Below are 25299 nucleotides of genomic sequence, written 5' to 3' on the forward strand. Positions count from 1 at the left end.
GCTCGGACACGCTCTGCTCGGCGTTGTGCGTTACGTACCGAAATGTGAACGTAACCTTGCTGGGGTGCGCTTGTCATAGAGTTATTCCTTCAACAAACTAAACGGCGATGACCACCGATGACGCTCGGGACTAACCTGACCCGAACTGGTATGTGCTATCACAACATTGACCCGTAATGGTCATGTAACGCAAACGGCGACCCCGTGATTGTCTCACTATATGGACTTTTGGCTAGGTTAAGTGACGAGAATCACTTGTAACATTTGGGCTCTCAGGAGTTTTGCGCCCAATACAGATGTATAAGCACTACTCCGCCACACCGTATAGGCGGTCACCTGCATCACCGAGACCCGGCACAATATAGGCGTTCTCGTCGAGTCGCTCATCGATGGCCGCAACATAAAGACTCACATCAATATCTGCGAGGTTTTCCTGAAGGTATGCAATACCTTCTGGGGCAGCGAGCAAGCAGATTGCAGAAACCTGACGGGCATTCCGTTCGTACAGGAAGCGAATGGACTCGGCTAACGTCCCACCGGTTGCCAGCATCGGGTCCAACAGGAAGACATGGCGACCTGTCAGGTCTTTGGGGAGGCGCTCGGCATACGTAACAATGTTCAACGTTTCATCGTCACGAATCATGCCCAGGAAGCCGACCTCGGCGGTCGGGGCCATGCGAACCATACCGTCGAGCATGCCCAATCCGGCGCGCAGTATCGGCACCACCAGCGGTCGCGGCTTGGCGATCTCCGTGCCGGTGGTTGCGGTCACCGGGGTCTCAATCTCAACGTTGACGACGTCCAGGTCACGTGTCGCCTCGTAGGCGAGCAGCATGACAAGCTCTTCGGTTACCTGTCGAAAGATCATCGACGGGGTTTCTTTTCTGCGCAGTACCGTCAGTTTATGAGCAAGCAGCGGATGGTCTATCAGATGAACATGCATAGGGTCAGTTTAGCGTGATCATCTACAGTAAATGTGTGACTACCTCGACTACTACACCGCTTCCGCCACCCCAGCAGCTGGCCGACTGGATGCAGCGGGCTATCACCGCGGCACACACGACGGCTGCGACCGACGATGTACCCATTGGCGCGGCAATATTCACGCCCGAGGGCGAACTCGTTGCCACGGGGGCTAACGACGTCGAAGCATCCGGGGACCCGACCCGTCATGCCGAAATGGTCGCCATTTCACAGGCTGCGGTTGCGCTTAGCACGACTAGCTGGGCGCTGACCGATTGCACCCTGGTCGTCACCTTGGAGCCTTGTTCGATGTGTGCAGGTGCGATGGTGCTTGCCCGAGTACCGCGAGTCGTATTTGGGGCGTGGGAACCCAAGACGGGCGCTGCCGGTTCCGTCCTAGACGTACTGCGCGAGCCGCGGCTGAATCACCAAGTGGAGGTCGTAGGCGGTATCTTGGCGGAACAGTGTGGACAATTACTGAAGGGCTTCTTCGCGGACAAACGCTAATTTTGGGGATTATCAGGGCATCCGGTATAGTGGCTCGGGTATTTGGTAGCGTGTCCGAGCGGCCGAAGGTGAAGCACTCGAAATGCTTTGTACGGCAACCCCGTACCGAGGGTTCAAATCCCTCCGCTACCGCTGTACAGGAAGCCCTTACTTCGTTGAAACATTAGCGAGCTAAGGGCTTCTTGCATTGCTACTAGGGTCGTTGTGCGCCCGGCATGGATTCACGGACTTCGATCCAGGTGTCGAGTTGCCCCGCAAACGTTGCTGCGATCTCTCTGGCGCGCTCTCGGGTTCCGACCCGAATTGCCCATACCCTCGCTGAAGGTTTTCCGCCTTCGTTGTAGTAACCGGCACGGACATCTCCACCAGGGCCGACGACGATCGCCTGCGACTCTGGGTCTAGCACTTCGACCCAGTCAAGTTCCGAACTCACAAACAGCTCATCTTCGAACCGGGCGAGAAACGCTACGATCTCCTCGCGCCAAGCAGATGGGCGATCATGTAGCTCTGCCTCCCGGATGTGCCATGACAACAGGTAGCGCATAACGAACTCCTCACTGGGCGAATCTCAGGATCTAGGTATGCCTATGCTCCCATCGCCAGGCCACGGTGTCGACCCTTGCGGATGACTTCGCAAATCTAACGACGCACCTACGAGCACTCTTCAAAAATCTGGGGGCGTGCAATCTCGTCACAGTCGAAACCCGGGATGTCGTAGGTGACACGGGTTTCGGCCGAGGCGAGATCGAAACCGATCAACGTTTCTCGGTCGGCAACATACGCGGTGCTACCGTCCGGGGAGATATTCGCCTGCTCATTGACCACCCCTGTGGAAAGCTCCACCGGTATATCTGCGATCTGCCACCGCTGGATCGACGTCGCGCCGTTGGCGACCAAGAGTTCGTCGTCGCCCGGGAAGAAGGCCGTTGCGGTTGGAGAGAGTTGAGGGTACGTACGAATCATCTCCCACTCTGCAGTGTCCACCAAGGTGAGGTTCCAATGATCTTCGGGGCCGTGGCCGAAAGACGTCGCACTGACTGCCAGGCGCGATCCGTCGTGACTCCATGCACCGTGTGTGTAGTACACATCATCGGATTGCAGCTCCAATACGGTTTCTTGTGCCTGAAGATCCCAAACCATCGTGGCATCGTTGCGACTCGCGGCAAACAGCTGCGATGAGTCCGGGCTGAAGGAAATCTCTCCTGCCGAGTCGGTGCAAGCAGGAAGGGTCATCTCGAGGTCATGATTTTCCATCGCGTAGATAGCAACGAGCCCGGAGCTGCCACGCACCGCGAGCCGTTCGCCGTCGGGACTGATCTCTAATTGCTCGATGTCCTCGTTCTCGTGCCAGTGCTCAAGTTCGATGGTCTGGGAAGCCCTCTCGGCGGAGACGACCTTGACAGCGTCGTCGGCGTCGCGAAGCGCGAACTGTGAGAAATCGGGTGTAGCAGCCATGGGCCCAGCGCCGAGGGGATGTGTCGCTTCGGCGAGGCTGTAGCTGGGTGAACCGCCGTCGGCCTCGTCCCAGACGAGTATTTGGTTGCCATGCATCGCGGCGAGTTGCGTGCCGTCCTGCTCGAGCTGCAGCGAGTCGGGGTCCAAGACCTCAGATAGTGACGGCCGGGCCGTGTCCATGATGACGTTGGGGTCTGACTCCTGCTCTGGTGGAGCCTGACAACTCTGCGTTCCGCCGGCGCCGGGCGGCACCATCGAACAGCCCGACAACAGCAGTCCGGCAAGACTGAGCGTAGTGATAGAGATGCGTCGCACATTCTCAACTTAGCACGGCGTTTGCCGGCAAGCCCCAGGACAACATGCTTATATTCACCCGGCTCAGTGGCATGGGGCAACAGCAGATAAGGCCGCGGACTCTGTGAGAAATTTTCTCCTTCAGAGTTCGCGGCCTTCATGTCTGTGAAATGTTGCTTAGACTTCCCGCTGATCTGGTCCGTGATAGAGAGATAGCGGACGGATCAGGGCGTTATCGGCACGCTGCTCGATGATATGAGCGGTCCAACCCGTAATGCGTGAGGCAATAAACAGCGGGGTGAACATGTCGGTGTCGAAGCCCATCAGGTGATAGGTCGGGCCGGCTGGGTAGTCCAGGTTTGGCAGAATATCCTTGGCCTCGGCCATGGCTTTTTCCAAACCGTCGTAGAGTCCCAGGACTTCGTGACGACCGTAGTATTCGATCATCTTGTCCAGGGCTTCCTTCATTGAAGGTACGCGGGAGTCACCGGACTTGTAGACGCGGTGTCCAAAGCCCATGACCTTACGCTTCTCGGCCAGGGCGGCTTCCATCCATGCCTTGGCGCGTGCAGCAGCGTCTTCGCGAGATTCGTTCTTATCGATACCAATCTCGTTGAACGTGTGCATCACGGCCTCATTCGCACCACCGTGCAGCGAGCCCTTGAGCGCACCGATCGCACCGGTGACGGCCGAGTGGAGATCTGACTCAGTCGAGGTGATCACACGAGCCGTGAAGGTCGAGGCGTTGAAGGAGTGTTCTGCGTAGAGCACCATGGAAACGCGGAACGCGTCAACAACTTCGGCAGGATATTCTTCGCCAAAGGTCATCCACAAGAAGTTCTGCGAATAGTCCAGGTCATCGCGTGGCTCAACAACATCGAGTCCGCGACGACGACGCTGATCATAGGCCACTACGGCAGGGAATGCGGCAAAGAGTTCTTTGGACTTACGCAATTCAACCGACGGGTCAGAGTTTTCGGCGTCGTCATGACGTCCGCCAATAACCGAGACTGCGGTGCGGGCGACGTCCATCGGGTGGGCGTCTTTTGGCAGCAGATCGATAGCCTCTTTGACCGCTGGGTCTAGCGCGCGGGTGGCGCGTTCCAGTTTGATGAACTCGTCGAGTTCTGCCTCGGATGGCAGCTCACCGTTCCACATCAGCAGGGCGACTTCTTCGAAGGATTTCTGGCTGGCCAGTTCCTGAACGGGGTAGCCGCGGTAGAGCAGCGAGTTAGTGTCTGGGTTGACTTTCGAGATGGCGGTGGAATCGGCGACAACACCGACCAGGCCTTTTCTCATCTCTTCGGACATAAATACTCCAATCAGAGGTTTTCGGCGTTGGCATCGATATTCAAACCGGGCACTTCGAAATTGAAGATTCCGGAATCAAATGCGTTGTAGTCTTCGTAGGCTACAAGTTCATACAGGCGAGACCGGGTCAGCATCTGGTCCACGGCAGCCTGCTGTGTGCCGTCTTTGGTAATCGTATCAAGGACGCGTTCGGCTTCCCCCATTGCGCTACGCAACAGCGTCACAGGATAGATGACCATGGCTACCCCAGCGTCGGCCAGTTGTTGGCGGTTGAACAGTTCGGATTTACCAAACTCTGTCATATTGGCCAGTACTGGAACATCGACGGCGTTGGTGATGGCCTCGAATTCCGAAAGGTCTTTCATGGCCTCCGGGAAGATCGCGTCTGCGCCGGCGTCGACCATGGCTTTGACCCGGTCGACTGCTGCCGATAACCCATCAATACCGCGAATGTCCGTGCGCGCCATGATGAGGAAGTTGTCATCAATGCGCGAATCGGCGGCGGCCGCGATCCGTTGGGTCATGGTGGCGGTGTCGACGACCGTCTTGCCGTCCAGATGACCACAGCGTTTCGGCAACACTTGGTCCTCGATGTGCATGCCAGCCAGGCCGGCATGTTCGAGTTCCTGGATGGTGCGCGCCAGGTTCATGGGCTCACCGAAACCGGTGTCGGCATCGACCAGCGATGGCAGATCAGTCATCCGTGCGATCTGTCCGGCACGGTTGGCTACCTCGGGCAGAGTGGTCAGACCGATGTCTGGGAGGCCCAGATCATTGGCGAGCACCGCACCTGAGATATAGACCCCGTCGAAGTTCTTTTCTTCGATGAGCCGCGCGGACAGCGGGTTGAACGCCCCTGGGAACTGTCGAGCAGCTCCGGGGGTGAGCATGTTGCGCAGGGCAACGCGTTTGTCGGCTGGGCTGACTTTCGAATACAGCATTAGAAGAGTCCTTTCGGTGCTTCCGCTGCGTTGATGTAACCGGGCTTGGCGATGACGTTGAGCTGGTCGAGTTCACCAGGTTTGAGTTCATCGAGGCGCTGGACGGCATCTAGGAAGCGAGTGATTTCGGCTTCTTCCACAATGCCTTCGGCCAGCATGCGGAATTTGTTGATGTACTGTTCACGGCCAAATGGACGGGCACCCAATGGGTGGGCGTCGGCAACGGCGATGTCGTCGGTGATGACGGTGCCATCTTTCATGGTGATCTCTACCGAACCGCCGAAGGCCTTTTCGTTGAGGTCCAGCGAGTGGTAGCGGCGAGTCCATTCAGGATCTTCTACGGTCGAGACCTTGTGCCACAGTTGAACGGTGTCTTTACGCTGCGCACGCTCTGGAGCATACGAATCAACGTGGTGCCAAGCGCCATCCTGCAGTGCGACCGCGAAGATGTACATGATCGAGTGGTCCAGGGTTTCGCGCGATGCGGTGGGATCCATCTTTTCTGGGTCGTTGGCTCCGGTACCGATCACGTAGTGGGTGTGGTGGGAGGTCTTAATCAGAATGGACTCAACATTGGCCGGATCGGTGGCTTCCGGGTGTTCCTGGTTCAGTTTACGTGCCAGGTCGATCCAGGCCTGTGCCTGGTATTCGGCGGAGTGTTCCTTGGTGTACGTATCCAGGATCGCGCGTTTTTCTTCGCCATCTGCTGGCAGCGGCACCGTGTAGTTGGCATCTGGGCCGTCCAGCAGCCACGCGATGAAACCGTCTTCGCCTTCATAAATTGGGACCGGGGAGGTCTGGCCGCGCAGTGCACGGTCGATGGATTCGACAGCCATCTTGGCGGCAAAGGCTGGTGCGTGAGCCTTCCACGTGGAAATTTCGCCCTTGCGTGACTGGCGGGTGGCAGTGGAAGTGTGCAGTGCCTGGCCTACGGCCTGGAAAATGGTTTCGGTATCGGCACCCAGCAGGGTTCCCAGACCGGCAGCGGCCGATGGGCCCAAGTGTGCAATATGGTCGATCTTGTGCTCGTGTAGGCAGATCGCCTTGACTAGGTTGACTTGGATTTCATATCCGGTGGCGATACCGCGGATCAGCTCGTGACCGGATTTCTCGGCATGCTCTGCGGCGGCCAAGATGGCCGGAATGTTATCGCCCGGGTGAGAGTAGTCGGCAGCCAAGAAGGTGTCGTGGTAGTCGAGTTCACGGACGGCTACGCCATTGGCCCAAGCTGCCCATTCAGGGGATACCTTGTCGTCAACACCAAATACGGACGCGCCGGATCCACCGGTAGACGGGGCGTGAGTCGAAGCCTGTGCACGGGCCGAGACAATTGGCGCACGATTCAGTGAGGCAACTGCAACTGAGGCGTTATCGATGATGCGGTTGATGATCATGTCTTTGACTTCGTCGGTCACTGCGACGTCGTCGGTAGCAACTTTGGCGATCTTGTACGCCAGCTGATCTTCGTGTGGAAGATGCTCTGCGGATGGGTAGACACGTACTTCGTGGTTAATCATGACGTCCCTTCGGAGTTTCTGCATGGGTGAGGATATGGTCCAGCGACGCCTGCAGATGCATGGTCGTTGCTGCACTGGCTAGCAGTGGATCTTGCTTGGCGATTGCCTCGGCAATCCTGGAATGCTCCACCGCAGATGCCGCCAGACGAGTGCGGTCGTCTTTGGCCATGCGGCGAACGCGTGCCAGGTGCACGCGCAAATTTGTGAGCGCAGACGACAGGTAACTATTGCCCGCCGCTTCATCGATCAGCTCGTCCATGGTGTTGATCAGTTGGTAATACGGGCCAGGCTCTTCCAGAGTTTCGGAATGTTGGACGACGCCGCGGAACCTGTCGGCCAGTGGAGCGAAACGATGGGTTTGATCGCTGATGGCGGCGAGCCGGGCTGATTCAGTTTCGAGTACTCGACGCAGCACAAACATGTCTTCCAAATCGTCCAGGGAAACATCGGAGACGACGGTCCCCCGGCCGCGCTGTGCATCGGCCAGACCATCAGCCACCAGTTTCGCCACGGCTTCGCGCACGGGGGTGCGCGAAACGCCTAGGCGTTCGGATAGCTCAACCTCGGCAAGCACTGAGCCGGGTGGCAGGTCCCAATTGAGGATGTCCCGTCGCAGCGCCACGTAGGCTCGTTCACTGGCTCGCATACCCTCAGTGTATACACAGAAGTGGAGCCTTGGCTAGTTGCGTGAGATCTAGGACATAATTCCCCTGCGTCTGTATACATCTGTGATTACGATGTTCTTGATGACATCCGCTTGGGGAACGGAATACTGAGCACCTGGCGCTAAGCTGGGATCATGAAGTCTCAACGTGACCTCGAGAAAATTGCCACGCAAGCGCGCATAGTCGATGCGGCGTTGCAGCTATTTGAGACAACTGGGTACGAGACCACATCGATGGCCCGGATTGCCCGTGATGCCAACACGAGTCGGGCGAATTTGTACTTACATTTTACGAGTAAGTCACAGATTGTGTTGCATAGAATGCGCAGTTTAGAACCAGAAGTGTTAGCCCTCTATAACGGCTTGGATACCGTTTCCGCTACGCATGACTGCGTCAAGGATTGGCTGCGGCAGGCCGGCCAGCTCTGGTTGCGCCACCTGACAGAGTTCGACGCCATTTCCCGGGCAATGACTACCGATGATGAGGTGTTCCAAGAGTGGCTAGACCTGCATCACCGCATTTCAGCACAGCTGGCCGACCGACTGCCGGCTGGAGCCATGTCCGGGGCGCGCCGAGAAGTACACCTCGTGACACTGATGATTAGTCTGGAACAGAACTTCTATTTTCTCTACGTGCGCGGACGACGCGACCGGGAAGAATTGGTCTTGAACAGCTTGGCCACTCAATGGCTCACACTGCTGACCTGATTCCTCCCGGTCGCGGTTTTGGGTCATGCTTTGAGCGCAAGCAGCGGACAGGCCCCCTTCGCCCGTGACACGCAGATCATCATCGTCTTGCTGGCGTCCTGCTCAGATGGGGACAGAATCGAATCACGATGATCAATTTCGCCCGAAACCACCGGAGTTTCACACGTACCGCACGTACCCTCTTCACATGAGGAGATGACCGGCATTCCGGCTGCGGCTGCGGCTTCTAGGATGGATTGCTCCGGGCCGACCTCCACGGTGAGGCCACTGTCAGTAAATTCCACCTCGAAAGCCGAATCCGGTTCGGTACGTGTAATCGGCTTGGGAGCGAATCGTTCCAGCCGCAGCGCCTCTTTCGGCCAGTGCTGGGTCTGCTCTTCTGCCTGCTGCATTAGCGTTTCAGGGCCGCATACGTAGATCAGACAGTTCTCCTCAGGGTCAGCAAGGAGCTGGTCAAGTTGCAGCCGGCCGGTGTCATCTTTCGGATACAGCTGTACCTGGGCGCCGTAGCGCTCCAACTCATCTAAGAACGCCATCTTGTCCTGGCTGCGACCGGTGTAGTGCAGCTGCCAGTCTGCGCCGGCGGCTTCGGCCGCACGAATCATCGACATCAGCGGCGTGATACCGATCCCACCCGCAATAAAGAGATATTTTTGGGCTGACGCCAAGCGGAAATTATTCCGCGGCCAGGATACGGTCACTGGCGTTCCAGGTTGCAGCGCCTGATGAATCTGCACCGAGCCGCCGCGCCCGTCGTCCTCTCGCAGCACACCGATGCGATATTGGGATTGATCAGCAGGATCCGAAGCCAATGAGTACTGGCGAACCCATTCCGTTCCGGTGTCGTCGGTAAGGTGTACGTCAATGTGGGCCCCTGGTTGCCAGCGCGGCAGTTCCCCACCGTCCGGGTGTTCCAGACTTATAGCAGCCACCGAGTCGGTAACTTCCACACGGTCAGCAACCGTCAGATTCAGCGTGCGTACGGTGGTAGAACGGTTGCGGTGTACATCAGCGACATCCCAATGAACGTGCAGCGAGCGCCGAATCGGCAAGAGCGGCAAACGAGCGAAGTCCAGCTCGGGATCTTCATCAGCCCGCAATGAAGGTAGGCGCTCAAATAGCACCTGCAGGCCAGTGGTGCCTTGGACTCGGGCCAGTGGGTTACCCAAACAGGTATGGCGTCCAGCCGTAAATGCTAAATGATCGGTGGGGTCGGGCCGGTGAATGTCGAATTCAAATGGATTGTGCACATGCTCGGTGTCGGTATTCGCCGAAGCCAGCGCCACAAAAATCATGTCCCCGGCCGGGATATCCACGCCAGACAGTGTGACTGAACGTGTTGTCTTCCGCGAGGTAAAAGTCGAGGACGGACGACGGCGGATGGTCTCTTCGAAGACATTTGCCCACAGTTCCGGTTCCACCAGCTCCTCTTCGATGGAGTCAGGGTACTGAGAGAGGAACAGCACCGCGTTGGTCATAGCCTGCGCGGTGGTGTCGGTTCCTGCCGCGGAAAATTCGGAAACATGCAACCCAATTTGTTCAGTGGATAGCGTGTATGAGCCGTCCGGATCTTTAGCTGAAGCCATGACCGAAATAATGTCGTCGGCGTCCGATTCGCGGCGCTGCTCGATGATCTCACGCAGCACAAGGTTGGTGTTGACGAACCGGTCCCAGACGGTAGATTTTTCCGGCTCCTCCATGGGTGCGTGGGCCGATGACAGCACGGCGAATAAGTCGTCGCGCAGCTGGCGCAGCATGTCTTCGTATTCGTATCCCAGTCCCAACAGCGCCATGATCGTCTGGGTGGTCAGCTCAAGAGAGTACTCTTCCAACAGATTGGCTGTGCCGCGCTCTTCGAAGCGGTCGATGATCCGATGTGCTCGAGCCTCGATCTCTGGTTGTAGCCGGTCCATCTTATCTTTCGTGAAGCCGCGTTGCGCCACGGACCGCGCTTCCGTGTGTTCCGGTGGGTCCATGCCCACAATCATCTTGGCAACCAATTCCGGCGGGTATGTTTGGTGATGCCGTTCAGGGACATCGGCGGCAGAGTTGGACGCCGAGGAGAATGCCTGCCAGTCTGAAAGCACTTCCAGGGAATCTTTACGGGTCGTCACCACCCAAGCGTTGAGCGGTTCATACCAGAAGACTGGCGTTTCGTGTCGAAAGCGGGCGAGATGGGCAGAGGGATCTTCATAGTATTCGTCACCCATGACGTCAAATCCATGGGCCACCGGGCAGCGCCCCATTGGGCGGGTTTGCGGGTCAACAGTAGTCATAAAAATTCTCGCTTTTCGTTAACGGTCGGTTACAGCGCTAGCGGCGATCGTAGAAAGTCGTTGGAAACGGGCCACATTGTCGCCCTCATCCATCACGCCGGATGAGAGGAAACAGAAGCTCACGTCGGTCTCTGGGTCCACCCACAGTAGTGACGAGCCGGCGCCATAGGATCCGAAGGTGCGTGGGGAGACGAAGGGGCCGAAGAACCGTGCGTGGGTGCCGGTGCCGGCCAAAGCCATGCCCAACCCCATGTTTCCAGGAGGTGCATCCCAATTGCGGGCCGCAGCGACCATGCCGTAGAGGTCGTTGATTTGGTCGACGGTTTGGTTTGTGGTGGCGAAATCGAGCACGGCCGGGCTAAATAGCTGCTCACCGTTTGCGGTGCGCCCGCGGCGGCGCAGCATCTCGGTAAATGTGAACACGTCATCGATGGTCGAGACGGCCCCCACCCATGGCATCTCGGCGTCGGGACGGTCGATCACCTCATTGAGGATTTCGATATCTTCGGGCTTCAGCCAGGAATCGTTGGCCACGATGACCTCCAATGGCACGCCCCGGTCCTTCCACGCTTCTGGCATGCCGAAACGTGTGGTGGCCATCCCAGCGGGTTCGAAAATTTTCTCGTGCATCAAATCTCGAAATGAGTCGGCCCCATAAGCGCGGCGGAGCATCTCGCCAATCAGCGCGTGATTAATAGCTGCCGAATAATTCAGGTTGGCACCGGGTTCATTGACGACGTCGACCGTGCCCAGCGCTTCGATGACATCCGCCAGCACAGCGAAACCTTCCGGGCCGAGGCCCGGGTTCGGAGTGGCGGGCATGCCTGCGCGGTGGGTGAGCAAGTGGGCTAGGTTGATGCGTTCTTTTCGGGCTGCGCGAAACGGTTCCGGGCCGAAGAATTCGGGGATTAGGTCAACCACCCGGGTGGAGAGCATCAGGCGGCCTTCACTCAACGCTCGGTAGACCAGTGCGTTGGTGAATCCTTTCGACATCGACAGGATTCGATAGACATCGTCCTCAGCAGTTTCACGCCCCCGATCCCGCTCCGATTGGCCATACTGGCCCTTAAGCGCCACCTCTCCGTGCCGGGCGACGATGACGCTGGCACCGTAGTACGACTCTTCCTCGATATCCTGGAGGATCGCTTCATCGAGTCGTTCAAGAAAGCGTGATTCCATTCCGTCCACGGAATGGATGGTTGCATTGTGGTGAATAGTCTGGGTTGTCATAAAAATTTCCTATCAAAATTCTCAGACCATCACAGCGCCGCCGGACGGCGAGAAGGTCTGACCGGTGTAGTGTCCGGATTCGTCGGACGCGAGGAAGAGCACGGTTTTGCCGATCTCTTCGGGCTCGGCAACGCGTTTCAGTGGCTGCAGCGCAAGGAGTGCTTGCATATGGTCTTCACCGGAGGCGGCGAACATTGCCGTGTTGATTCCCGCCGGAGCCAGCGCATTGACCCGAATGTTGAACGGAGCCAATTCCGCAGCCACCGCTTTGGTCATCCCAACCACTGCAGCTTTCGAGGCCGGATAGTAGGCCGGCATCGGCAGTCCCATCAGCCCTGCCACGGAGGCAAAGTTGATAATTGATCCGCCGGTCTGCTTCAACAGCGGAGCAGCTTCACGAATCATGAAGAACGTTCCGTGAAGGTTGATCTCAACGACCCGTTGAAAATCTTCGTCGGAGATGCCCGAGAGAAAATCGGGATGGTACTCGCGGCCTTCTTGGGCTGCCTGGATCATCTCGTGATTAATGCCATCGACCCATTGCTGCTTTTCGCGGTTCGGGGTCGAGACGCCCGCAGCGTTCACGAGCACATCCAGCCGTCCCTGTTCCTGCTCAAGCGCGGAGATAATCTCGGCAAGTCGTGCTGAATCTGTCACATCTGCAGCGAATGACCGCACCGATTCGTTGTTCCCGAAGGCTTCAGCCAAAGCGTCCTCCCGCAGATCCACTGCATACACGGTGGCGCCTTGGGCCGTCATTTCATCGACGGCAGCCTTGCCCATTCCTGATCCGGCACCGGTAACGATGCCAACCCGTCCCTGAAGCTTCATGAGTTCATCTCCTTATCGTTCGTGACCTGAAGCACAGTCTGCACCTTCACTAGACAGGTGTCAAGTGAGAAGTACGTTTATCTCAATGGAGCCTGCCACTCGGCAAGGGTGTCGACTGTGACATTTGGGCAAGAAAAAATCCCGGCCACCATCAGGTGTGATGACCGGGAGACGTACCATTTTCAGACAGGTCGCACGAATGGAACGTGGAACCCTAATTTGGTCCTTACTGAGACTCGTCAGAAAGGCGCATCAGCATCCCCTACATTTCGCACCTCGAAGGCGGGCCCGCAAGGGACTTGGCAGAGACCGCTGCCGTAGTACTGACTACCTCCGGACATGAAGGCGTCGCCTACGAGCTGCCCGGTTTCTACGCGTGGAAATACACCGAACTCGCCGAGACCGCGCAACAACACGCATGCTCTTACACCAGGTAACCTCGCCCGACTGATCGGCCGCCCGACAACGCCGCTTGTCGAGACTCTCAACCCCTGGCGCTAACCGTCCGGACACGCTCACTCCGGCGGTCGCACCCAGAGCCGGCAAGGGATGGTGGTTTGTTTCACGAATCTCTTACCGGCTCGGATGTCTTGGTATCGAGTGCAGCCGTTACAAGCACCCTGTGCCCGGTTGCTCGGTCATCTCGCCTCAGCGGAGGGTATCTCAGGGTCCTGAATCAGTTCTTGAGTATCGTGGGCGGTGGCCGTCAACGAAAATCAATATGATCTTGCCATATATCCACCACCGATTACGGCGGCAAGCGCGGGGGCTTGCTGCTTCCAATCAGCGACCGGAGCCTCCAGCAGTTGTTATACTGCTCCAGTCGATTCCACTTCGTTAATCACAACGCCGACCTACCGTGGCGTATTAGTTGTCATCAAGGATGAAGTCCGAAGCACGCCAGCCCACAGCCATGACCGGGGCTGCGGTGTTGCCTGACACCTGGGTCGGGAGCACTGAGGCATCCGCCACGCGCAATCCGCTCACACCGCGGACGCGCAGGCGGGAATCGACAACATCGTCATCGTTGGGCCCCATCGCTGCAGCTCCTACAGCATGGTAGATCGTCGCACCATTATTCAGTGCGTAGTCAAGCACTTGCTCTTCAGTCGATACTGCGGGCCCTGGGTACTCTTCTTCAGAAATGAGGTCGGCGAGCGCGCTCTGCGCGAAGACTTCTCGACCACGGTCGAGAATGGTTGACGTCACCTTGCGATCAAGCTCCGACTCCAAGTAGTGTGCGTCAACCACTGGCGGTGTGTCCGGGTTCGCGCCGGTAATGTGGATCGAGCTTTCGGTCGTGGGCTTTATTTGGTAGCCCATAAACATTGCTCCCGAGTGCTCGGCAAGTTGCACCTTGTCAAAGCTCTCCGCGTCCAACGCCATCGGCACGAAAAGCCCCTGGATGTCGGCCGCGGCCAAGTCGTCAGACGATTTCATGCCAGCAAGAAGGTTGTACCCGGCATCTGCAACAGGCCCCTTACCCGTCAAGAGGTATTTGAAGCCCTCCCAGCCCTGCTTCGGTGTGCTGTTTAGACGCTGAGTCAGACCAATCGGCTCTTTAAACTTCACTTGCATGGCGACGCCGCGCTGCTCAATTACCCTCTCACCAACGTTTGGACTCTCGATCCGAGGGCGCACGCCAGCCTTCGTCAGGGCATCTCCGCGCCCGATTCCGGAGCGTTCAAGCAGCATCGTCGTCTCGACCGAACCACCCGCGAGAATGACCTCTTTTCGGGCCGTGTAGGTTTGTTGTTTTCCTTTGTGTTGTGTCAGGACACCAGTCACTTGGTTTCCTTCAAACGTAAGGAAGCCGACTCGGGTTCGCGTCTGGTACGTGAGGTTTTTGCGTCGCAGGACCGGGTGCAAGAACGCGCTCGCGGCCGAGACCCGTTTACCGTAGCGAACACTCGATGGCGTCATCCCTATGCGCTTCGAATCCGTGGCGTTATTGTCTTCGACAATCTCGTAGCCGGCGCTCCAACCAGCGTCGAGGATGCGCCGGCTCACGTCATCGATTTCGGCGAACGACACTCCGTATGGGCCGTCGCCGCCACGCACCTCGGAAGCACCAAGGACGTGATTTTCCATGCCGCGATAGATGGGCAGGATGTCTCGCCAGCCCCAACCGGGGTTGTCCTCAGCGATCGGGTCCCAGTCCCGGGCGAACCCGCGCATATACATCATCCCGTTGATGGTGGTCGACCCGCCGGTGACTTTGCCGCGCGCCCATACCTCGCCCTCGCCATTCTCGCGGAACGGCTTTGTCGGGTAGCGGTACGCATACCGGTCGCTATTCAGTGTGAAGAAAAAACCTTTAGGAATTCGGTGCATGAAGTAGCCGTCGCTGCCACCAAACTCGAGGAGGAGGACTGAATTCTTCGGGTTTTCACTCAGGCGATTTGCGAGCACACTGCCCGCTGCGCCAGCGCCAACAATAATGTAGTCGAAGGTTGTGTCGTTCATCAGAGATGCTCCTTTGCGTTCCCTGCCAGAACCGGTGCGGCAGCTGTACAGCCACACTCTCGCGTTCGCCGCTATCATTCTGCGCAGCAATATCGGTACTCAGTACCATAAATGTACCGCTATAGCGTTCCGTTAAACAAGAGATGCACGACAGATATCCTGACGTGCACCATTGAGTGAAGACATGGAGAACTACTTTGTTGCGTGATCGACCCAACGTTGCATCCCGGTCGCCAGAGACTCGAGACGAATCTTGAAATCCCGAAGAGTGTCGGCCGGCACCCAGCCGGCGTCAGGATCTTGTACTCGTATGAACGCGAGTAAAGCGCCTTGAATTGCACCACCAATTGCTTCTGGTACGAAATTCGAGTCCTGAATGGCCGTGCGTTCACGGACGAAGTTGGAGAGCACATCCGCCCACATCATCCAGTGGACCGATCGAGGAGCGCCCCGATCAATCTCTTCTTGCAGCCGGAATCGCCGTAGCCACACACCCGCAGGATCAATATCAACCGCAAAGGTCTCAAGCGTCGCATCGATCACGGCGTCGATGACGGGCACATCCTTGGGCTGCCGTCGCAAGTTCCCGCTCAGGCGGGTCAAGTGATCGTCGAAAGCGCTCCAGATAACGTCGCTTTTCGCGCGAAAATAACGGAAAAAGCTTGTCTTGCTAATGCCGCACGCCTTCACGATGTCTTGAATCGTGGTGTTCTCGTACCCGTAATCAAGGAACAACTGCACCGCAACTCTTTCGATTTCAGCGCTTGAGGTGACGGGAGGGCGGCCTCGTCCGCGGGAAACAGTCATACGTTCCAGCTTAGGTCAGACGACTTCCCCGGATATGAAGGCGCGGCCTGCGAACTGTCCAGTGATCTGGCTCGACTCATTGATCAGGAGACCACACCGTTTGTCGACACCCTCAACACCTGGCGCTAACCGAAGCAGCCGTTAGGCAGCTTGTGCAGCGCGCCTATTGGCCCTGACGATGAAGATGCCGGCTATGACGGCGGCCGCCGCGATGGCACCCCAAATGCCGACCACAGCCCAAGCTGCACCGGCCAAGATCAGTGGCGGTACGAAGGTGACCGCAGTAATCTCTACCGGGGTCACGGGGATATAGGCGATCCCGAAGTCTTCTAGGGTGCCGGATTTGAGTTGCGGATCAACGACTCGCAGCATGGCTATACCGGTTGATACGGCACCGGTAGACCAGCCCCAGGTAAAGAGAGAGCGTTCAAACCAGCCGTCCTGCATCAGCCGAGGCGCGACCCACAACCCCAGGAACAAGGTCAGCATCAGACCAATAACAAACATCAGCAGCAGTTCTAGGCCGAAGTCTGCCACCACTTGTGGCTGAATCGACGCGATACCAGCGACGATGAGGACGTCGGTGGCGGTGCCCGAAATGGACTGCAGGCTGGTCTTGTCCACATAGGTGGCGACTTTCGCCTTGGACATGGCAGCGCGTACGACCAGGCCGGTGAGGAAGGCTAGTACAAAGACCGGCACGGCCAGATCTGGCCAAATATTTTGAATAACTAACGAGAGTCCATAGGCTGCCGCGGCAATCATGACCACCATGGACACCTGGAAACCAAGCGACTCGACAGACGAACCGGTGAAGGTGTGCTGACCTATCGAGGGTCGTTTATTAATTTCTCGAATGAGCCCGGTGCGTTCTTCTCGCGGCAGCTTGCTGATGGAAGTGAAGGCTTTGACGTGTCCCTTTCTGGCGGCGATGCGTGCCTGCACGAGACCACCGACAATACCGATGATCAGACCAACCGTTGCTGAGGTAAAAGCCAGCGAAGCCATTTCTGGGTCACTCGCCGCAAAGGCATCACCCATAGCGGCAGCGGTTCCGTACCCGCCGGCCCAACCGGCGAACAGGACTACACCCAGCGCGTCTGGGGAATCAAACAGCGGCTGCAGGAAAATTAAGACCACAGCCATACCCAGTGCGACCTGCAGGGAATACATCAGCACCCCGTGTGCGGCGAAACCACCCACGTTACGATTGAGCTTCCGAACATCAAAATCGTCGGTCATGGCCACCGCCGCGAAAACGACTGCGATCAGTACCGATGAGTAGGTGGAGAGCTGGTCGGAAAATGGGAGCCACCCTAGAACCTGCGGTCCGAGAAGCAAGCCAAGAATCCCTGCGAGCACAGAAGCCGGGATCATTAAGTTCTGGATTGGTTTAATGACGGCGCGCAAGCCTGCACCGATAATGAGTAATAAGCCGATGAGACCGGCATCAACGAGTATTGTCCACGGTGTGAAGTCCATGGTCGCTATCCTACGGCAGGTATGATCTGGACAACAAAGATGTCAGTAACGGGGTTTCAGCTTGTCAATACGGATTATTACAGTGGGAAAGCGGCACGAGTCATGGGTCGCAGACGGCATTGATCGCTTTAGCGAACGCTTGAAGAAACCCTATGACCTTGCCTTCAAACTTGTTCCACACACCACCGCCGGCGAGCAGCGTTCCCGGGATGAAGAATCGGCGGCCATCATGAAGCAGCTTCGTCCCACCGACCATGTGATGCTGTTGGACGAGCGCGGCAAGAATTTCTCGTCACCGCAGCTGGCCGGCCAACTCCAGCAGCTCTTCGATACCTCGCACAGCGTAGCGCTGGTGATCGGTGGCGCCTACGGCGTTAATGATCAGCTGCGAGCGCGAGCCGATACAGTGTGGTCGCTGTCGAATCTCGTGTTTCCGCATCAGTTAGTGCGGCTGATGGTGGCCGAACAGATTTATCGCGCGCAGGAGATTTCCGCTGGGCGACCGTATCATCACCAGTAGTCTGGGACTATGACAGATTCGGTGCCGAGCGCGTTTTCTGACGCCACGCGTTCATGGTTTGAGCGGTCTTTTGATGCGCCGACCAGAGCACAGCTGGGCGCCTGGGACACGATTGCTTCCGGAGAGCACGCCCTGGTGATTGCCCCGACGGGTTCGGGCAAGACCCTTGCAGCCTTCCTCTCGGCGATTGACCGGTTGATCACCCAGCCCGCCGAAACCAAGCGCCGCACCAAAGTCCTCTACATTTCACCGTTGAAAGCGCTCGGCGTGGATGTGGAACGCAACCTGACCGCCCCGCTGGTGGGTATCACCCAGATGGCAGCGGCACAGGGACTTGAGGTGCCCGAGATTCGCACGGGCGTACGTTCCGGAGATACCTCGCCGCGGGATCGTCGTCGACTCATCACCGATCCACCCGAAATTTTAATCACCACACCCGAGTCGCTGTATTTGATGCTCACGTCAAAGGCTCGCGAAACGCTGACCGGGGTGGAAACAGTCATTGTCGACGAGGTGCATGCGCTGGCCGGCAATAAGCGGGGCGCACACCTGGCGGTGTCGTTGGAACGCCTCGATGCACTGCTGGAACAGCCGGCCCAGCGCATTGGTTTATCTGCAACGGTTCGTCCCGCCGAAGAGGTCGCACGATTTTTAGGCGGCGTCCAACCCGTCAAAGTTGTAGACGGCGCCGAGCAAAAGCGTTGGGACATCACCGTGTCGGTACCTGTGGTGGATATGACCCAACCCGCAGCTGGCGCTTCTCCGGAAGAAAACGTCTCGATGTGGCCGCACGTGGAGGCCCGCATTATGGAAATTGCGGCCCAGTACCGATCAATGATTGTGTTCGTCAACTCGCGGCGCTCCGCCGAACGGCTCACCGAATCCTTAAACGAACTCTGGGACAACGAGGAGCTGGAGTTTGCGCGCACCCACCACGGATCAATGTCGGCAACCGCTCGTGCCGAAGTCGAGGAAGGTCTAAAATCCGGGACCCTGCGGTGTGTGGTGGCGACGTCGTCATTGGAATTAGGCATCGATATGGGCGTGGTGGATGCGGTGGTGCACCTGCAGTCCGCGCCCACCGTTGCCGCCGGCCTCCAGCGGGTTGGCCGCGCCGGGCACCAAGTCGGAGAGGTTTCCATCGGCTGGTTCTTCCCGATACATCGGGCCGATGTAGTGGATGCCGCAGTGGTGACCGAACGGATGCTCTCCGGTGAGATCGAGTCCCTGTCGATTCCGGCCAATCCGCTCGACATTTTGGCCCAACACACGATTGCGGCCGCTGCCATGGACGAGCTGACCGACCAGAAATGGCTGGACGTGGTGCGCAGGGCCGCACCGTTTACCACCCTGTCCCTGGACGTCTACGCATCGGTGCTGGATCTGCTGGCCGGAAAATATGTGTCCGATGAATTCGCGCAGCTAAAACCCCGGGTCGTGTGGGACCGTGAAGCCGGGACCATTACCGCCAGGCCCGGCGCTCAACGTCTAGCAGTCACCTCGGGTGGCACCATCGCAGACCGCGGACTCTTCGGCGTCTACTTGGCCACCGACACCGACGCCGCGAAACGGGTGGGCGAACTCGATGAGGAGATGGTGTACGAATCTCGGGTGGGCGAAACCATTATCCTGGGCGCGACCACCTGGCAGATCCAAGACATTACCCACGACCGCGTGCTGGTGACCCCCGCGTTCGGTCGTCCTGGACGCCTCCCATTCTGGCGCGGAGATCAACCCGGCCGCCCCCTCGAGCTCGGCCGCGCCACCGGTGCGTTTCGCCGCGAAGCACTCGCCGATCCAGAAATCGAGACCAGGCTGAAAGCCGCCGGTCTGGATGACAACGCCCGACACAATCTGTTGAACTACCTAACCGAACAGCGCGAGGCCACCGGCCACTTGCCCTCCGACACCACCGTGGTGATCGAAAAATTCCGGGATGAACTCGGTGACTGGCGGATCATCCTGCACTCCCCCTTTGGCAAGGCCATTCACGCCCCCTGGGCGTTGGCCATCTCGGAGCGCGTCAAAGACACCTACGGCTTCGACGCCAATGCAATGGCCGGCGACGACGGAATCATCGTGCGTGTCCCGGCGACCGACGGCGAACCTCCGGCCGCCGATATCTTCTGGTTTGAACCCGAAGACCTTCGTGACCAGCTGCGTCAGCACGTGGGAAGTTCCGCACTCTTTGCCGCGCACTTCCGCGAAAACGCCGCCCGGGCACTCCTGCTCCCCCGCCGTGACCCGGCCAAACGCACGCCCCTTTGGCAGCAGCGTCAACGGTCGGCCCAACTCCTGGCCACAGCATCCAAGTACCCCCAATTTCCCATCATTTTGGAAACCGTCCGCGAAGTCCTCCAGGATGTCTACGACGTCGACGGGCTCGTGGAGATCCTGGACCAGATTCGTACCCGTATCCTTCGGGTCGTCGAGGTCCAGACCCCGCAGGCCTCCCCCTTCGCCCAAACCCTGCTCTTTGGCTACACCGCCCAGTTCATGTATGAAACAGATGCTCCGCTGGCCGAACGTCGGGCCGCAGCCCTGTCACTGGACCCGGGCCTGCTCTCGCAGTTGCTGGGTCAAGACATGCTGCGCGAGCTGCTCGACGACGACGTCATCGCACAGGTTCAAGCCGACCTGCAGCACACCTCAAGCAACCGACGGCTTACCGGGGTCGAAGGTACCGCTGATCTGTTGCGCTTGCTCGGACCATTGACCACCGAAGAACTCACCCAGCGGCTCCACGCCAATGACGACGCCGTGGACGCAACGACAGCACAGCAGTGGGTTAAAGAACTCGTCGCCGAGAAACGCGCCATCGACGTACGTATGGGAACCCAACACTATTGGGCTGCGATTGAAGACGCCCCCAGATTGCGAGACGGCCTCGGGATCCCGCTGCCGATCGGCGTTCCCAAAGCCTTTTCGGATTCGGTGAACGATCCACTGGGTGATTTGGTTGCCCGCTATGCCCGCACGCACGGTCCATTCACTGCACCCCAGGTTGCTCAACGGCTGGGCATCGGTCCGGTCATCGCCCACCAAGTATTACAGCGCTTAGCCGCACAACACCGGGTGACCTTCGGTGCATACCTGTCGAATCCCCCAGCCGGCGATGGGCCCGTGGCAACCGATGAATGGTGCGATGTCGATGTGCTGGCGCGGATCCGCCGGCGTTCACTGGCCCAGTTGCGCGCCGAAGTCGAACCCGTCGAGCATGCGGCCTATGCCCGCCACCTACTACAGCAGCATCAGGTAGTGCCGAGCCCCCAGGAACGTGGCGCCGAGGGCCTCGCCATTATCCTGGATCAGCTCACCGGCTTTGCAGCACCCGCTGCGGTCTGGGAGTCAGCGATTCTGCCGGCGCGCGTGGTCGACTACCAGCCAGCCATGCTCGACGAGCTGCTGGCCACCGGACAGTTTGTGATGGTCGGAGCCGCAGATCAATCGGTAGCGTTTCACCACGTGGACACCGTGGATCTGACTCTGCCAATCCGCCCCACCGACGATCGTCTAGCCGTCCACGAGGCCATCATTGCAGCACTTACCGGAACCGGCGGCTGGTTCTACGCGGCACTGCTGGCGCAGCTGGACTACTCCGGTGACGATATTCTGGCTGCCCTGTGGGATCTGTTCTGGGCCGGAGTGATCACCAATGACACCTTCACCGCTGTGCGAGCGACCTATTCTAAAACCAACCGTCGAGCACCAGCGCAGCGCACTTCACCGCGCAGGGCCGCACGACTGCGTCGACTCAATCGTCTGGCCCCGACAACCCAAGCGGCCCGTAATCCCGATCCACCCTCGGCGGTAGGGCGCTGGTCGCTGCTGCCCGAACGCACCGATGAAAACACCACCGCCCTGCACGCCCAGGCCGAATATCTCCTAGACCGTTACGGCGTGATCACTCGCGGGGCCGTCACTGCAGAAGCCCTCCCGGGCGGGTTTTCCGCCTACTACCGGTTGTTATCCAAGATGGAGGAGTCCGGGCACATTCGCCGCGGGTACTTCATTGAGGGGCTGGGGGCCGCACAGTTTTCGACCGCGGCAACCATCGATGCTCTGCGCGCCTACGACGAACACCCCCGACACCCACAGGCCATCGGGTTGGCCGCAACCGATCCGGCCAACCCCTACGGTGCCACACTGGATTGGCCGACCACCGAGGGCCACCACCCCGGCAGAAAGTCTGGTGCCTACGTCGTAGTAGTTAACGGTGAGCTCGTGCTGTATTTGGAACGCGGCGGCAAAACGCTACTGCAATTTGGCGATGATCACCTCGGCCCAGCAGCAACCGCGCTCGTGGATGCCCTGCGGCGAGCCAACACCGACAAGCTTGCGGTCGCTACCGTCAATGGCGAACCAATCGCCGGAACAGAGCTCGCTTCCCACCTTGTAGAAGCCGGCTTCTACACCACACCCAACGCGATTCGCTTCCGCGCCTAAACTAGAACCATGGCCACACCACCACTACCAGTCCGCAACGGGGTCGGACCCACCCGTCTGCGCGTTCCCGACGACGTCGAAACTACCGTTGTCGAATATCTGCACCGGCGTTTTCCACACCTCGGGCGCGATGCGGTGGCCCAGCGAATCAACCAGGGCGAAATTGTGGCAGGCGACGGCACCCCCATAGATCACTACACGCCCGCCAGCACACATGACTTCATCTGGTACTACCGCTCCGTACCCAACGAGCAGCCCATTCCGTTTGATATCAATGTCTTGCACCAGGACGATGATCTAGTGGTCGCTGATAAACCACACTTTTTACCTACGACTCCGGGCGGCCAATTTTTGCAAGAAACGGCTCTGGTGCGTCTCCGAAACCAACTGGATATCCCGGATCTAGTACCGCTGCACCGCCTAGACCGTGCGACCGCAGGCGTGCTGCTGTTCTCGCCGAATCCCGCCACACGTGGTGCGTATCAACAACTATTTGAACACCGCAAGATCACTCGCCAGTATCAGGCCGTGGTGCACATTCCGGCGCCGACACAGCTGTACCTCGAGCGTTTTCCGCTGACATTTCGCAACCGGATCATCAAGGTCAAGGGCATCATCACCGCTGAGGTCGAAGACTACGATGTCAAAGACGCGGGCCGCATTGAAGCACCACGGGTCGGAAAACGTCGGCGCAGTCACGCTCCCACCACCGGCCCAAATGCCGTGACAGATATCACACTCCTGTCGCATCGGACCACCGACGACGGCACCCTCGCCCACGTGGCGCTACAGCCCCGCACCGGACGGACCCATCAGCTGCGCATCCATCTTGCCGCCCTGGGGCACCCAATTTTGCATGATCGTTTCTATCCTGACCTGCTGGAACACACCGCTGACGACTACGCTCGCCCATTACAATTATTGGCGGACACCTTGGCCTTCACCGACCCGCTGACCCACCAGTCACGTTTGTTCACTTCCCAGCAGATGCTCAGCTTCGCACCGTAAATTAGAGCGCCGTATCTGCCCAGCGAAACATCGAGCGTGTCCGTTCGTTGAATGCCCGCTCTGGCAGTAAAATAGGCAGACTCGTTTGAATGGGAACATGATGCGGTGAGAGGAGTGCACTTGACCGAAGAATCGTCAGAGTCGACAAATGCTTTGTCGCGGCACAAGCAGCCCCAGCCTCCCACCGCAGATACCGAACTTTCCGATAGCCCAGCACCGCAGGATGAGTCCGATAGCGCAGCACCTGAAGCCACAAATGGAACTGATGCATCCAGTGCGCTCTCACGGCTCAAGAACAGTCAGTCCTCGTCGGCCCCTGCCACAACCGCAGAGGACACCGACGACCACGAAGCTCCGGCACTGTCGGAGGTCCCGGCGACGGAACGGAAAACCTCCCGGGCGCCCAAAGAAGATAAGTGGACTCTGCGAGATAAGTTCAATGCCTGGCTAGACTCGTTTAAGGGACCGACCCAAGAAGATATTGAGCAGGCGATAGCCAATACGCCGGACCGATTGCAGGCTCGATGGAAGAAACTGCAAGACGATCGGCGCGCAGTCCGACTTGCCGAGGAACGTTCAAAACAGCTGGCTGCCGAAGTTGAAGAAGCACGACTGGCGCTGGAAGAGCAGTGGGAACGCGAATCCGAGCGCATGGCCGAGCTGGAGCGTCAGCACGCTATCGATGCGCGTCGTCGTCAACAAGAGCGCGAGACCGAGGCTTTGCTTCGGGCTGCTCGTGAATTAGAATCCGACGATGTTCCTGCGCCACAAAATCGTCCGATGTTGCAGCAGGACGACGAGTATCTGTCGGATGATGAGCTCTTTGAACGTGCCCGACAGAATTTGCCCGAGTGGCAGCGATTGAACCGTATCGTCTATAAGGCGCGCTCAATTGAATCGCAAACCCCTGCACCCGCTTTACCTAAGACCGAGGAAGATCTTGAGGACGACGCAGAGGTAGTCCTGCCATTCCGTAAGCCCGTCACCGATGATCCGGACCCGCAACAGCTTGATGGCTTTCGCCGTATTACGCTGACCATGAGTTGGGTACTCTTTGTGGTCGTGGGACTTGTGAGTCTCGGGTGGGTCGGCCCGTGGCCGTCAATGATTGAAGCCCACGATGGCCTGTATTCGGGTTCGACGTCGTTGATGTCCATGGCGTTTTGGCATGTTGCGGCTTGGCCTATTCTTTGGGTCGGCATGTTGTTATACACCTCATATCAGTGGGCGCCATCGCAGTACTCTGCGGTGCGCAACAGAACGACCGCTTGGTATGTCTCCAACGCGATGCTGCTAGCGGTCGGGGCGAAACTTTTAGCGCATTTCCAAGACTGGGGTTTAGAGGTGCTCGCATCCATTGCGGCATCCGTGTTGCTGGTGCGGGCCGTGGGAAGCTTGAATCGATATACGGAGCGAACCGTTAAAGAGCGGTTCTTGGTGGACATGCCAATCGGTTTATTTACCGGCTGGATGATGATTTTTTCTGTCACGACGGTGTTCACGGCATTGGCCTCGCACAACCTGTCCGACTTGCTCTGGATTCCTGAAATTATCTGGGCAATCCTCGTTATCCTTGTGCTGCTAGTCATCCTGTCGCGTTTGACGCTTACCGGCCGAGGACGCATGTCGATTGCTATTGGTTTTGGTTTCGGCATGATCGCCATCGCTGGCAGCCGCCTCTTCGGCGCGAACCCGTCCTTCATTATTGTCGGTGTGGCACTGCTTGGACTTTTTGTCATTATTGCGGCCACTGAAAACCGTCGCTACCAAATCGCGACTGCTGAAAAGCAGGCACTGGAGTACCTGGTCTATGCTGATGAGGAAGATTGAATAAGAACCGCCCGGTAACTACGGTGTAGTTCGCTTCTTCTCA

Annotated in this window: 20 protein-coding genes and 1 tRNA gene; 8 read left to right on the forward strand and 13 right to left on the reverse strand. The window is 58.3% G+C overall.

What is annotated here, in order from left to right:
* Positions 1-307 precede the first annotated feature (307 nt).
* The gene (gene upp, locus L0H14_RS06535) at positions 308-943 is read right to left on the reverse strand and encodes a uracil phosphoribosyltransferase (protein WP_301416439.1); all 636 of its coding nucleotides are present in this window, start codon (positions 941-943) and stop codon (positions 308-310) included.
* Between the two features lie 77 nt (positions 944-1020).
* Between upp and tadA the strand changes: the two genes are divergently transcribed.
* Both tadA and L0H14_RS06545 read left to right on the forward strand, forming a co-directional pair.
* The gene (tadA, locus tag L0H14_RS06540; protein WP_336621707.1) at positions 1021-1470 is read left to right on the forward strand and encodes a tRNA adenosine(34) deaminase TadA; all 450 of its coding nucleotides are present in this window, start codon (positions 1021-1023) and stop codon (positions 1468-1470) included.
* A gap of 44 nt (positions 1471-1514) precedes the next feature.
* A tRNA-Ser gene (locus L0H14_RS06545) sits at positions 1515-1602 on the forward strand.
* Between the two features lie 61 nt (positions 1603-1663).
* Here the strand turns inward: L0H14_RS06545 and L0H14_RS06550 are convergent.
* From L0H14_RS06550 to L0H14_RS06575, 6 genes are all read right to left on the reverse strand, one after another.
* Positions 1664-2014: a hypothetical protein gene (locus tag L0H14_RS06550; RefSeq protein WP_301416441.1), complete on the reverse strand. Its 351-nt coding sequence runs from the start codon at positions 2012-2014 to the stop codon at positions 1664-1666.
* Positions 2015-2121: 107 nt separating this feature from the next.
* Positions 2122-3240 carry a WD40 repeat domain-containing protein gene (locus tag L0H14_RS06555; protein ID WP_301416445.1) on the reverse strand — a complete coding sequence of 373 codons (1119 nt, stop codon included), beginning with the start codon at positions 3238-3240 and terminating at the stop codon, positions 2122-2124.
* Positions 3241-3396: 156 nt separating this feature from the next.
* Positions 3397-4530, reverse strand: a complete 1134-nt coding sequence (locus L0H14_RS06560) for a bifunctional 2-methylcitrate synthase/citrate synthase (protein WP_301416448.1) — start codon at positions 4528-4530, stop codon at positions 3397-3399.
* Positions 4531-4541: 11 nt separating this feature from the next.
* Complete coding sequence (prpB, locus tag L0H14_RS06565; protein WP_301421528.1) at positions 4542-5471, reverse strand: methylisocitrate lyase; 930 nt, start codon at positions 5469-5471, stop codon at positions 4542-4544.
* Complete coding sequence (locus L0H14_RS06570; protein ID WP_301416452.1) at positions 5471-6988, reverse strand: MmgE/PrpD family protein; 1518 nt, start codon at positions 6986-6988, stop codon at positions 5471-5473. Before L0H14_RS06570 ends, prpB begins: the two co-directional genes overlap by 1 nt.
* On the reverse strand, positions 6981-7634 hold the full coding sequence (locus L0H14_RS06575) for a GntR family transcriptional regulator (RefSeq protein ID WP_301421529.1): 654 nt from the start codon (positions 7632-7634) through the stop codon (positions 6981-6983). Before L0H14_RS06575 ends, L0H14_RS06570 begins: the two co-directional genes overlap by 8 nt.
* Before the next feature lie 153 nt (positions 7635-7787).
* Between L0H14_RS06575 and L0H14_RS06580 the strand changes: the two genes are divergently transcribed.
* Positions 7788-8360 carry a TetR/AcrR family transcriptional regulator gene (locus L0H14_RS06580; RefSeq protein WP_301416456.1) on the forward strand — a complete coding sequence of 191 codons (573 nt, stop codon included), beginning with the start codon at positions 7788-7790 and terminating at the stop codon, positions 8358-8360.
* A 23-nt stretch (positions 8361-8383) separates the two neighbouring features.
* Here the strand turns inward: L0H14_RS06580 and L0H14_RS06585 are convergent, their stop codons facing one another.
* The 3 genes from L0H14_RS06585 to L0H14_RS06595 are packed head-to-tail and all read right to left on the reverse strand — an operon-like array spanning position 8384 to position 12697.
* Positions 8384-10636, reverse strand: a complete 2253-nt coding sequence (locus tag L0H14_RS06585; protein ID WP_301416458.1) for a cytochrome P450 — start codon at positions 10634-10636, stop codon at positions 8384-8386.
* 18 nt (positions 10637-10654) lie between these two features.
* A complete protein-coding gene (locus L0H14_RS06590) occupies positions 10655-11866 on the reverse strand; it encodes a serine hydrolase (RefSeq protein ID WP_301416460.1) in 1212 nt (403 codons plus the stop codon).
* A gap of 21 nt (positions 11867-11887) precedes the next feature.
* Entirely contained in the window at positions 11888-12697 is an 810-nt protein-coding gene (locus L0H14_RS06595; protein ID WP_301416462.1) for an SDR family NAD(P)-dependent oxidoreductase, read from the reverse strand.
* A gap of 299 nt (positions 12698-12996) precedes the next feature.
* On the opposite strand from L0H14_RS06595, the gene L0H14_RS06600 reads away from it, so the two are divergent.
* Positions 12997-13134, forward strand: coding sequence for a hypothetical protein (locus tag L0H14_RS06600; protein ID WP_301416464.1), 138 nt, complete (start codon positions 12997-12999; stop codon positions 13132-13134).
* Positions 13135-13564: 430 nt separating this feature from the next.
* Here the strand turns inward: L0H14_RS06600 and L0H14_RS06605 are convergent, their stop codons facing one another.
* The 3 genes from L0H14_RS06605 to L0H14_RS06615 form a co-directional block, all read right to left on the reverse strand.
* Positions 13565-15163 (reverse strand): GMC family oxidoreductase, encoded by a 1599-nt coding sequence (locus L0H14_RS06605; protein WP_301416466.1) that lies wholly within the window; start codon positions 15161-15163, stop codon positions 13565-13567.
* 192 nt (positions 15164-15355) lie between these two features.
* A complete protein-coding gene (locus L0H14_RS06610) occupies positions 15356-15970 on the reverse strand; it encodes a TetR/AcrR family transcriptional regulator (RefSeq protein WP_301416468.1) in 615 nt (204 codons plus the stop codon).
* 141 nt (positions 15971-16111) lie between these two features.
* Entirely contained in the window at positions 16112-17452 is a 1341-nt protein-coding gene (locus L0H14_RS06615; RefSeq protein WP_301416469.1) for a sodium/glutamate symporter, read from the reverse strand.
* A 61-nt stretch (positions 17453-17513) separates the two neighbouring features.
* Here L0H14_RS06615 and L0H14_RS06620 point away from each other — a divergent pair, with 61 nt between their 5' ends.
* The 4 genes from L0H14_RS06620 (at position 17514) to L0H14_RS06635 (ending at position 25256) form a co-directional block, all read left to right on the forward strand.
* On the forward strand, positions 17514-17972 hold the full coding sequence (locus L0H14_RS06620; RefSeq protein ID WP_301416471.1) for a 23S rRNA (pseudouridine(1915)-N(3))-methyltransferase RlmH: 459 nt from the start codon (positions 17514-17516) through the stop codon (positions 17970-17972).
* 9 nt (positions 17973-17981) lie between these two features.
* A complete protein-coding gene (locus L0H14_RS06625; protein ID WP_301421530.1) occupies positions 17982-22418 on the forward strand; it encodes a DEAD/DEAH box helicase in 4437 nt (1478 codons plus the stop codon).
* A 9-nt stretch (positions 22419-22427) separates the two neighbouring features.
* Positions 22428-23426 carry a pseudouridine synthase gene (locus L0H14_RS06630; protein ID WP_301421531.1) on the forward strand — a complete coding sequence of 333 codons (999 nt, stop codon included), beginning with the start codon at positions 22428-22430 and terminating at the stop codon, positions 23424-23426.
* A gap of 120 nt (positions 23427-23546) precedes the next feature.
* Complete coding sequence (locus L0H14_RS06635; RefSeq protein WP_301421532.1) at positions 23547-25256, forward strand: hypothetical protein; 1710 nt, start codon at positions 23547-23549, stop codon at positions 25254-25256.
* Positions 25257-25299: the final 43 nt, after the last annotated feature.

Origin of the sequence: Yaniella sp. (genome assembly GCF_030453185.1) — a bacterium.
Classification (GTDB): Bacteria; Actinomycetota; Actinomycetes; order Actinomycetales; family Micrococcaceae; genus Yaniella.

Excerpts from the sequence above, each read along its gene's own strand:
- L0H14_RS06630 (WP_301421531.1), top strand. The coding sequence starts at position 22,428 with ATGGCCACACCACCACTACCAGTCCGCAACGGGGTCGGACCCACCCGT.
- L0H14_RS06615 (WP_301416469.1), bottom strand. The coding sequence starts at position 17,452 with ATGGACTTCACACCGTGGACAATACTCGTTGATGCCGGTCTCATCGGC.
- L0H14_RS06570 (WP_301416452.1), bottom strand. The coding sequence starts at position 6,988 with ATGATTAACCACGAAGTACGTGTCTACCCATCCGCAGAGCATCTTCCA.
- upp (WP_301416439.1), bottom strand. The coding sequence starts at position 943 with ATGCATGTTCATCTGATAGACCATCCGCTGCTTGCTCATAAACTGACG.
- L0H14_RS06585 (WP_301416458.1), bottom strand. The coding sequence starts at position 10,636 with ATGACTACTGTTGACCCGCAAACCCGCCCAATGGGGCGCTGCCCGGTG.
- prpB (WP_301421528.1), bottom strand. The coding sequence starts at position 5,471 with ATGCTGTATTCGAAAGTCAGCCCAGCCGACAAACGCGTTGCCCTGCGC.
- L0H14_RS06560 (WP_301416448.1), bottom strand. The coding sequence starts at position 4,530 with ATGTCCGAAGAGATGAGAAAAGGCCTGGTCGGTGTTGTCGCCGATTCC.
- L0H14_RS06550 (WP_301416441.1), bottom strand. The coding sequence starts at position 2,014 with ATGCGCTACCTGTTGTCATGGCACATCCGGGAGGCAGAGCTACATGAT.
- L0H14_RS06625 (WP_301421530.1), top strand. The coding sequence starts at position 17,982 with ATGACAGATTCGGTGCCGAGCGCGTTTTCTGACGCCACGCGTTCATGG.
- L0H14_RS06605 (WP_301416466.1), bottom strand. The coding sequence starts at position 15,163 with ATGAACGACACAACCTTCGACTACATTATTGTTGGCGCTGGCGCAGCG.
- L0H14_RS06595 (WP_301416462.1), bottom strand. The coding sequence starts at position 12,697 with ATGAAGCTTCAGGGACGGGTTGGCATCGTTACCGGTGCCGGATCAGGA.
- L0H14_RS06580 (WP_301416456.1), top strand. The coding sequence starts at position 7,788 with ATGAAGTCTCAACGTGACCTCGAGAAAATTGCCACGCAAGCGCGCATA.
- L0H14_RS06610 (WP_301416468.1), bottom strand. The coding sequence starts at position 15,970 with ATGACTGTTTCCCGCGGACGAGGCCGCCCTCCCGTCACCTCAAGCGCT.
- L0H14_RS06590 (WP_301416460.1), bottom strand. The coding sequence starts at position 11,866 with ATGACAACCCAGACTATTCACCACAATGCAACCATCCATTCCGTGGAC.
- L0H14_RS06575 (WP_301421529.1), bottom strand. The coding sequence starts at position 7,634 with ATGCGAGCCAGTGAACGAGCCTACGTGGCGCTGCGACGGGACATCCTC.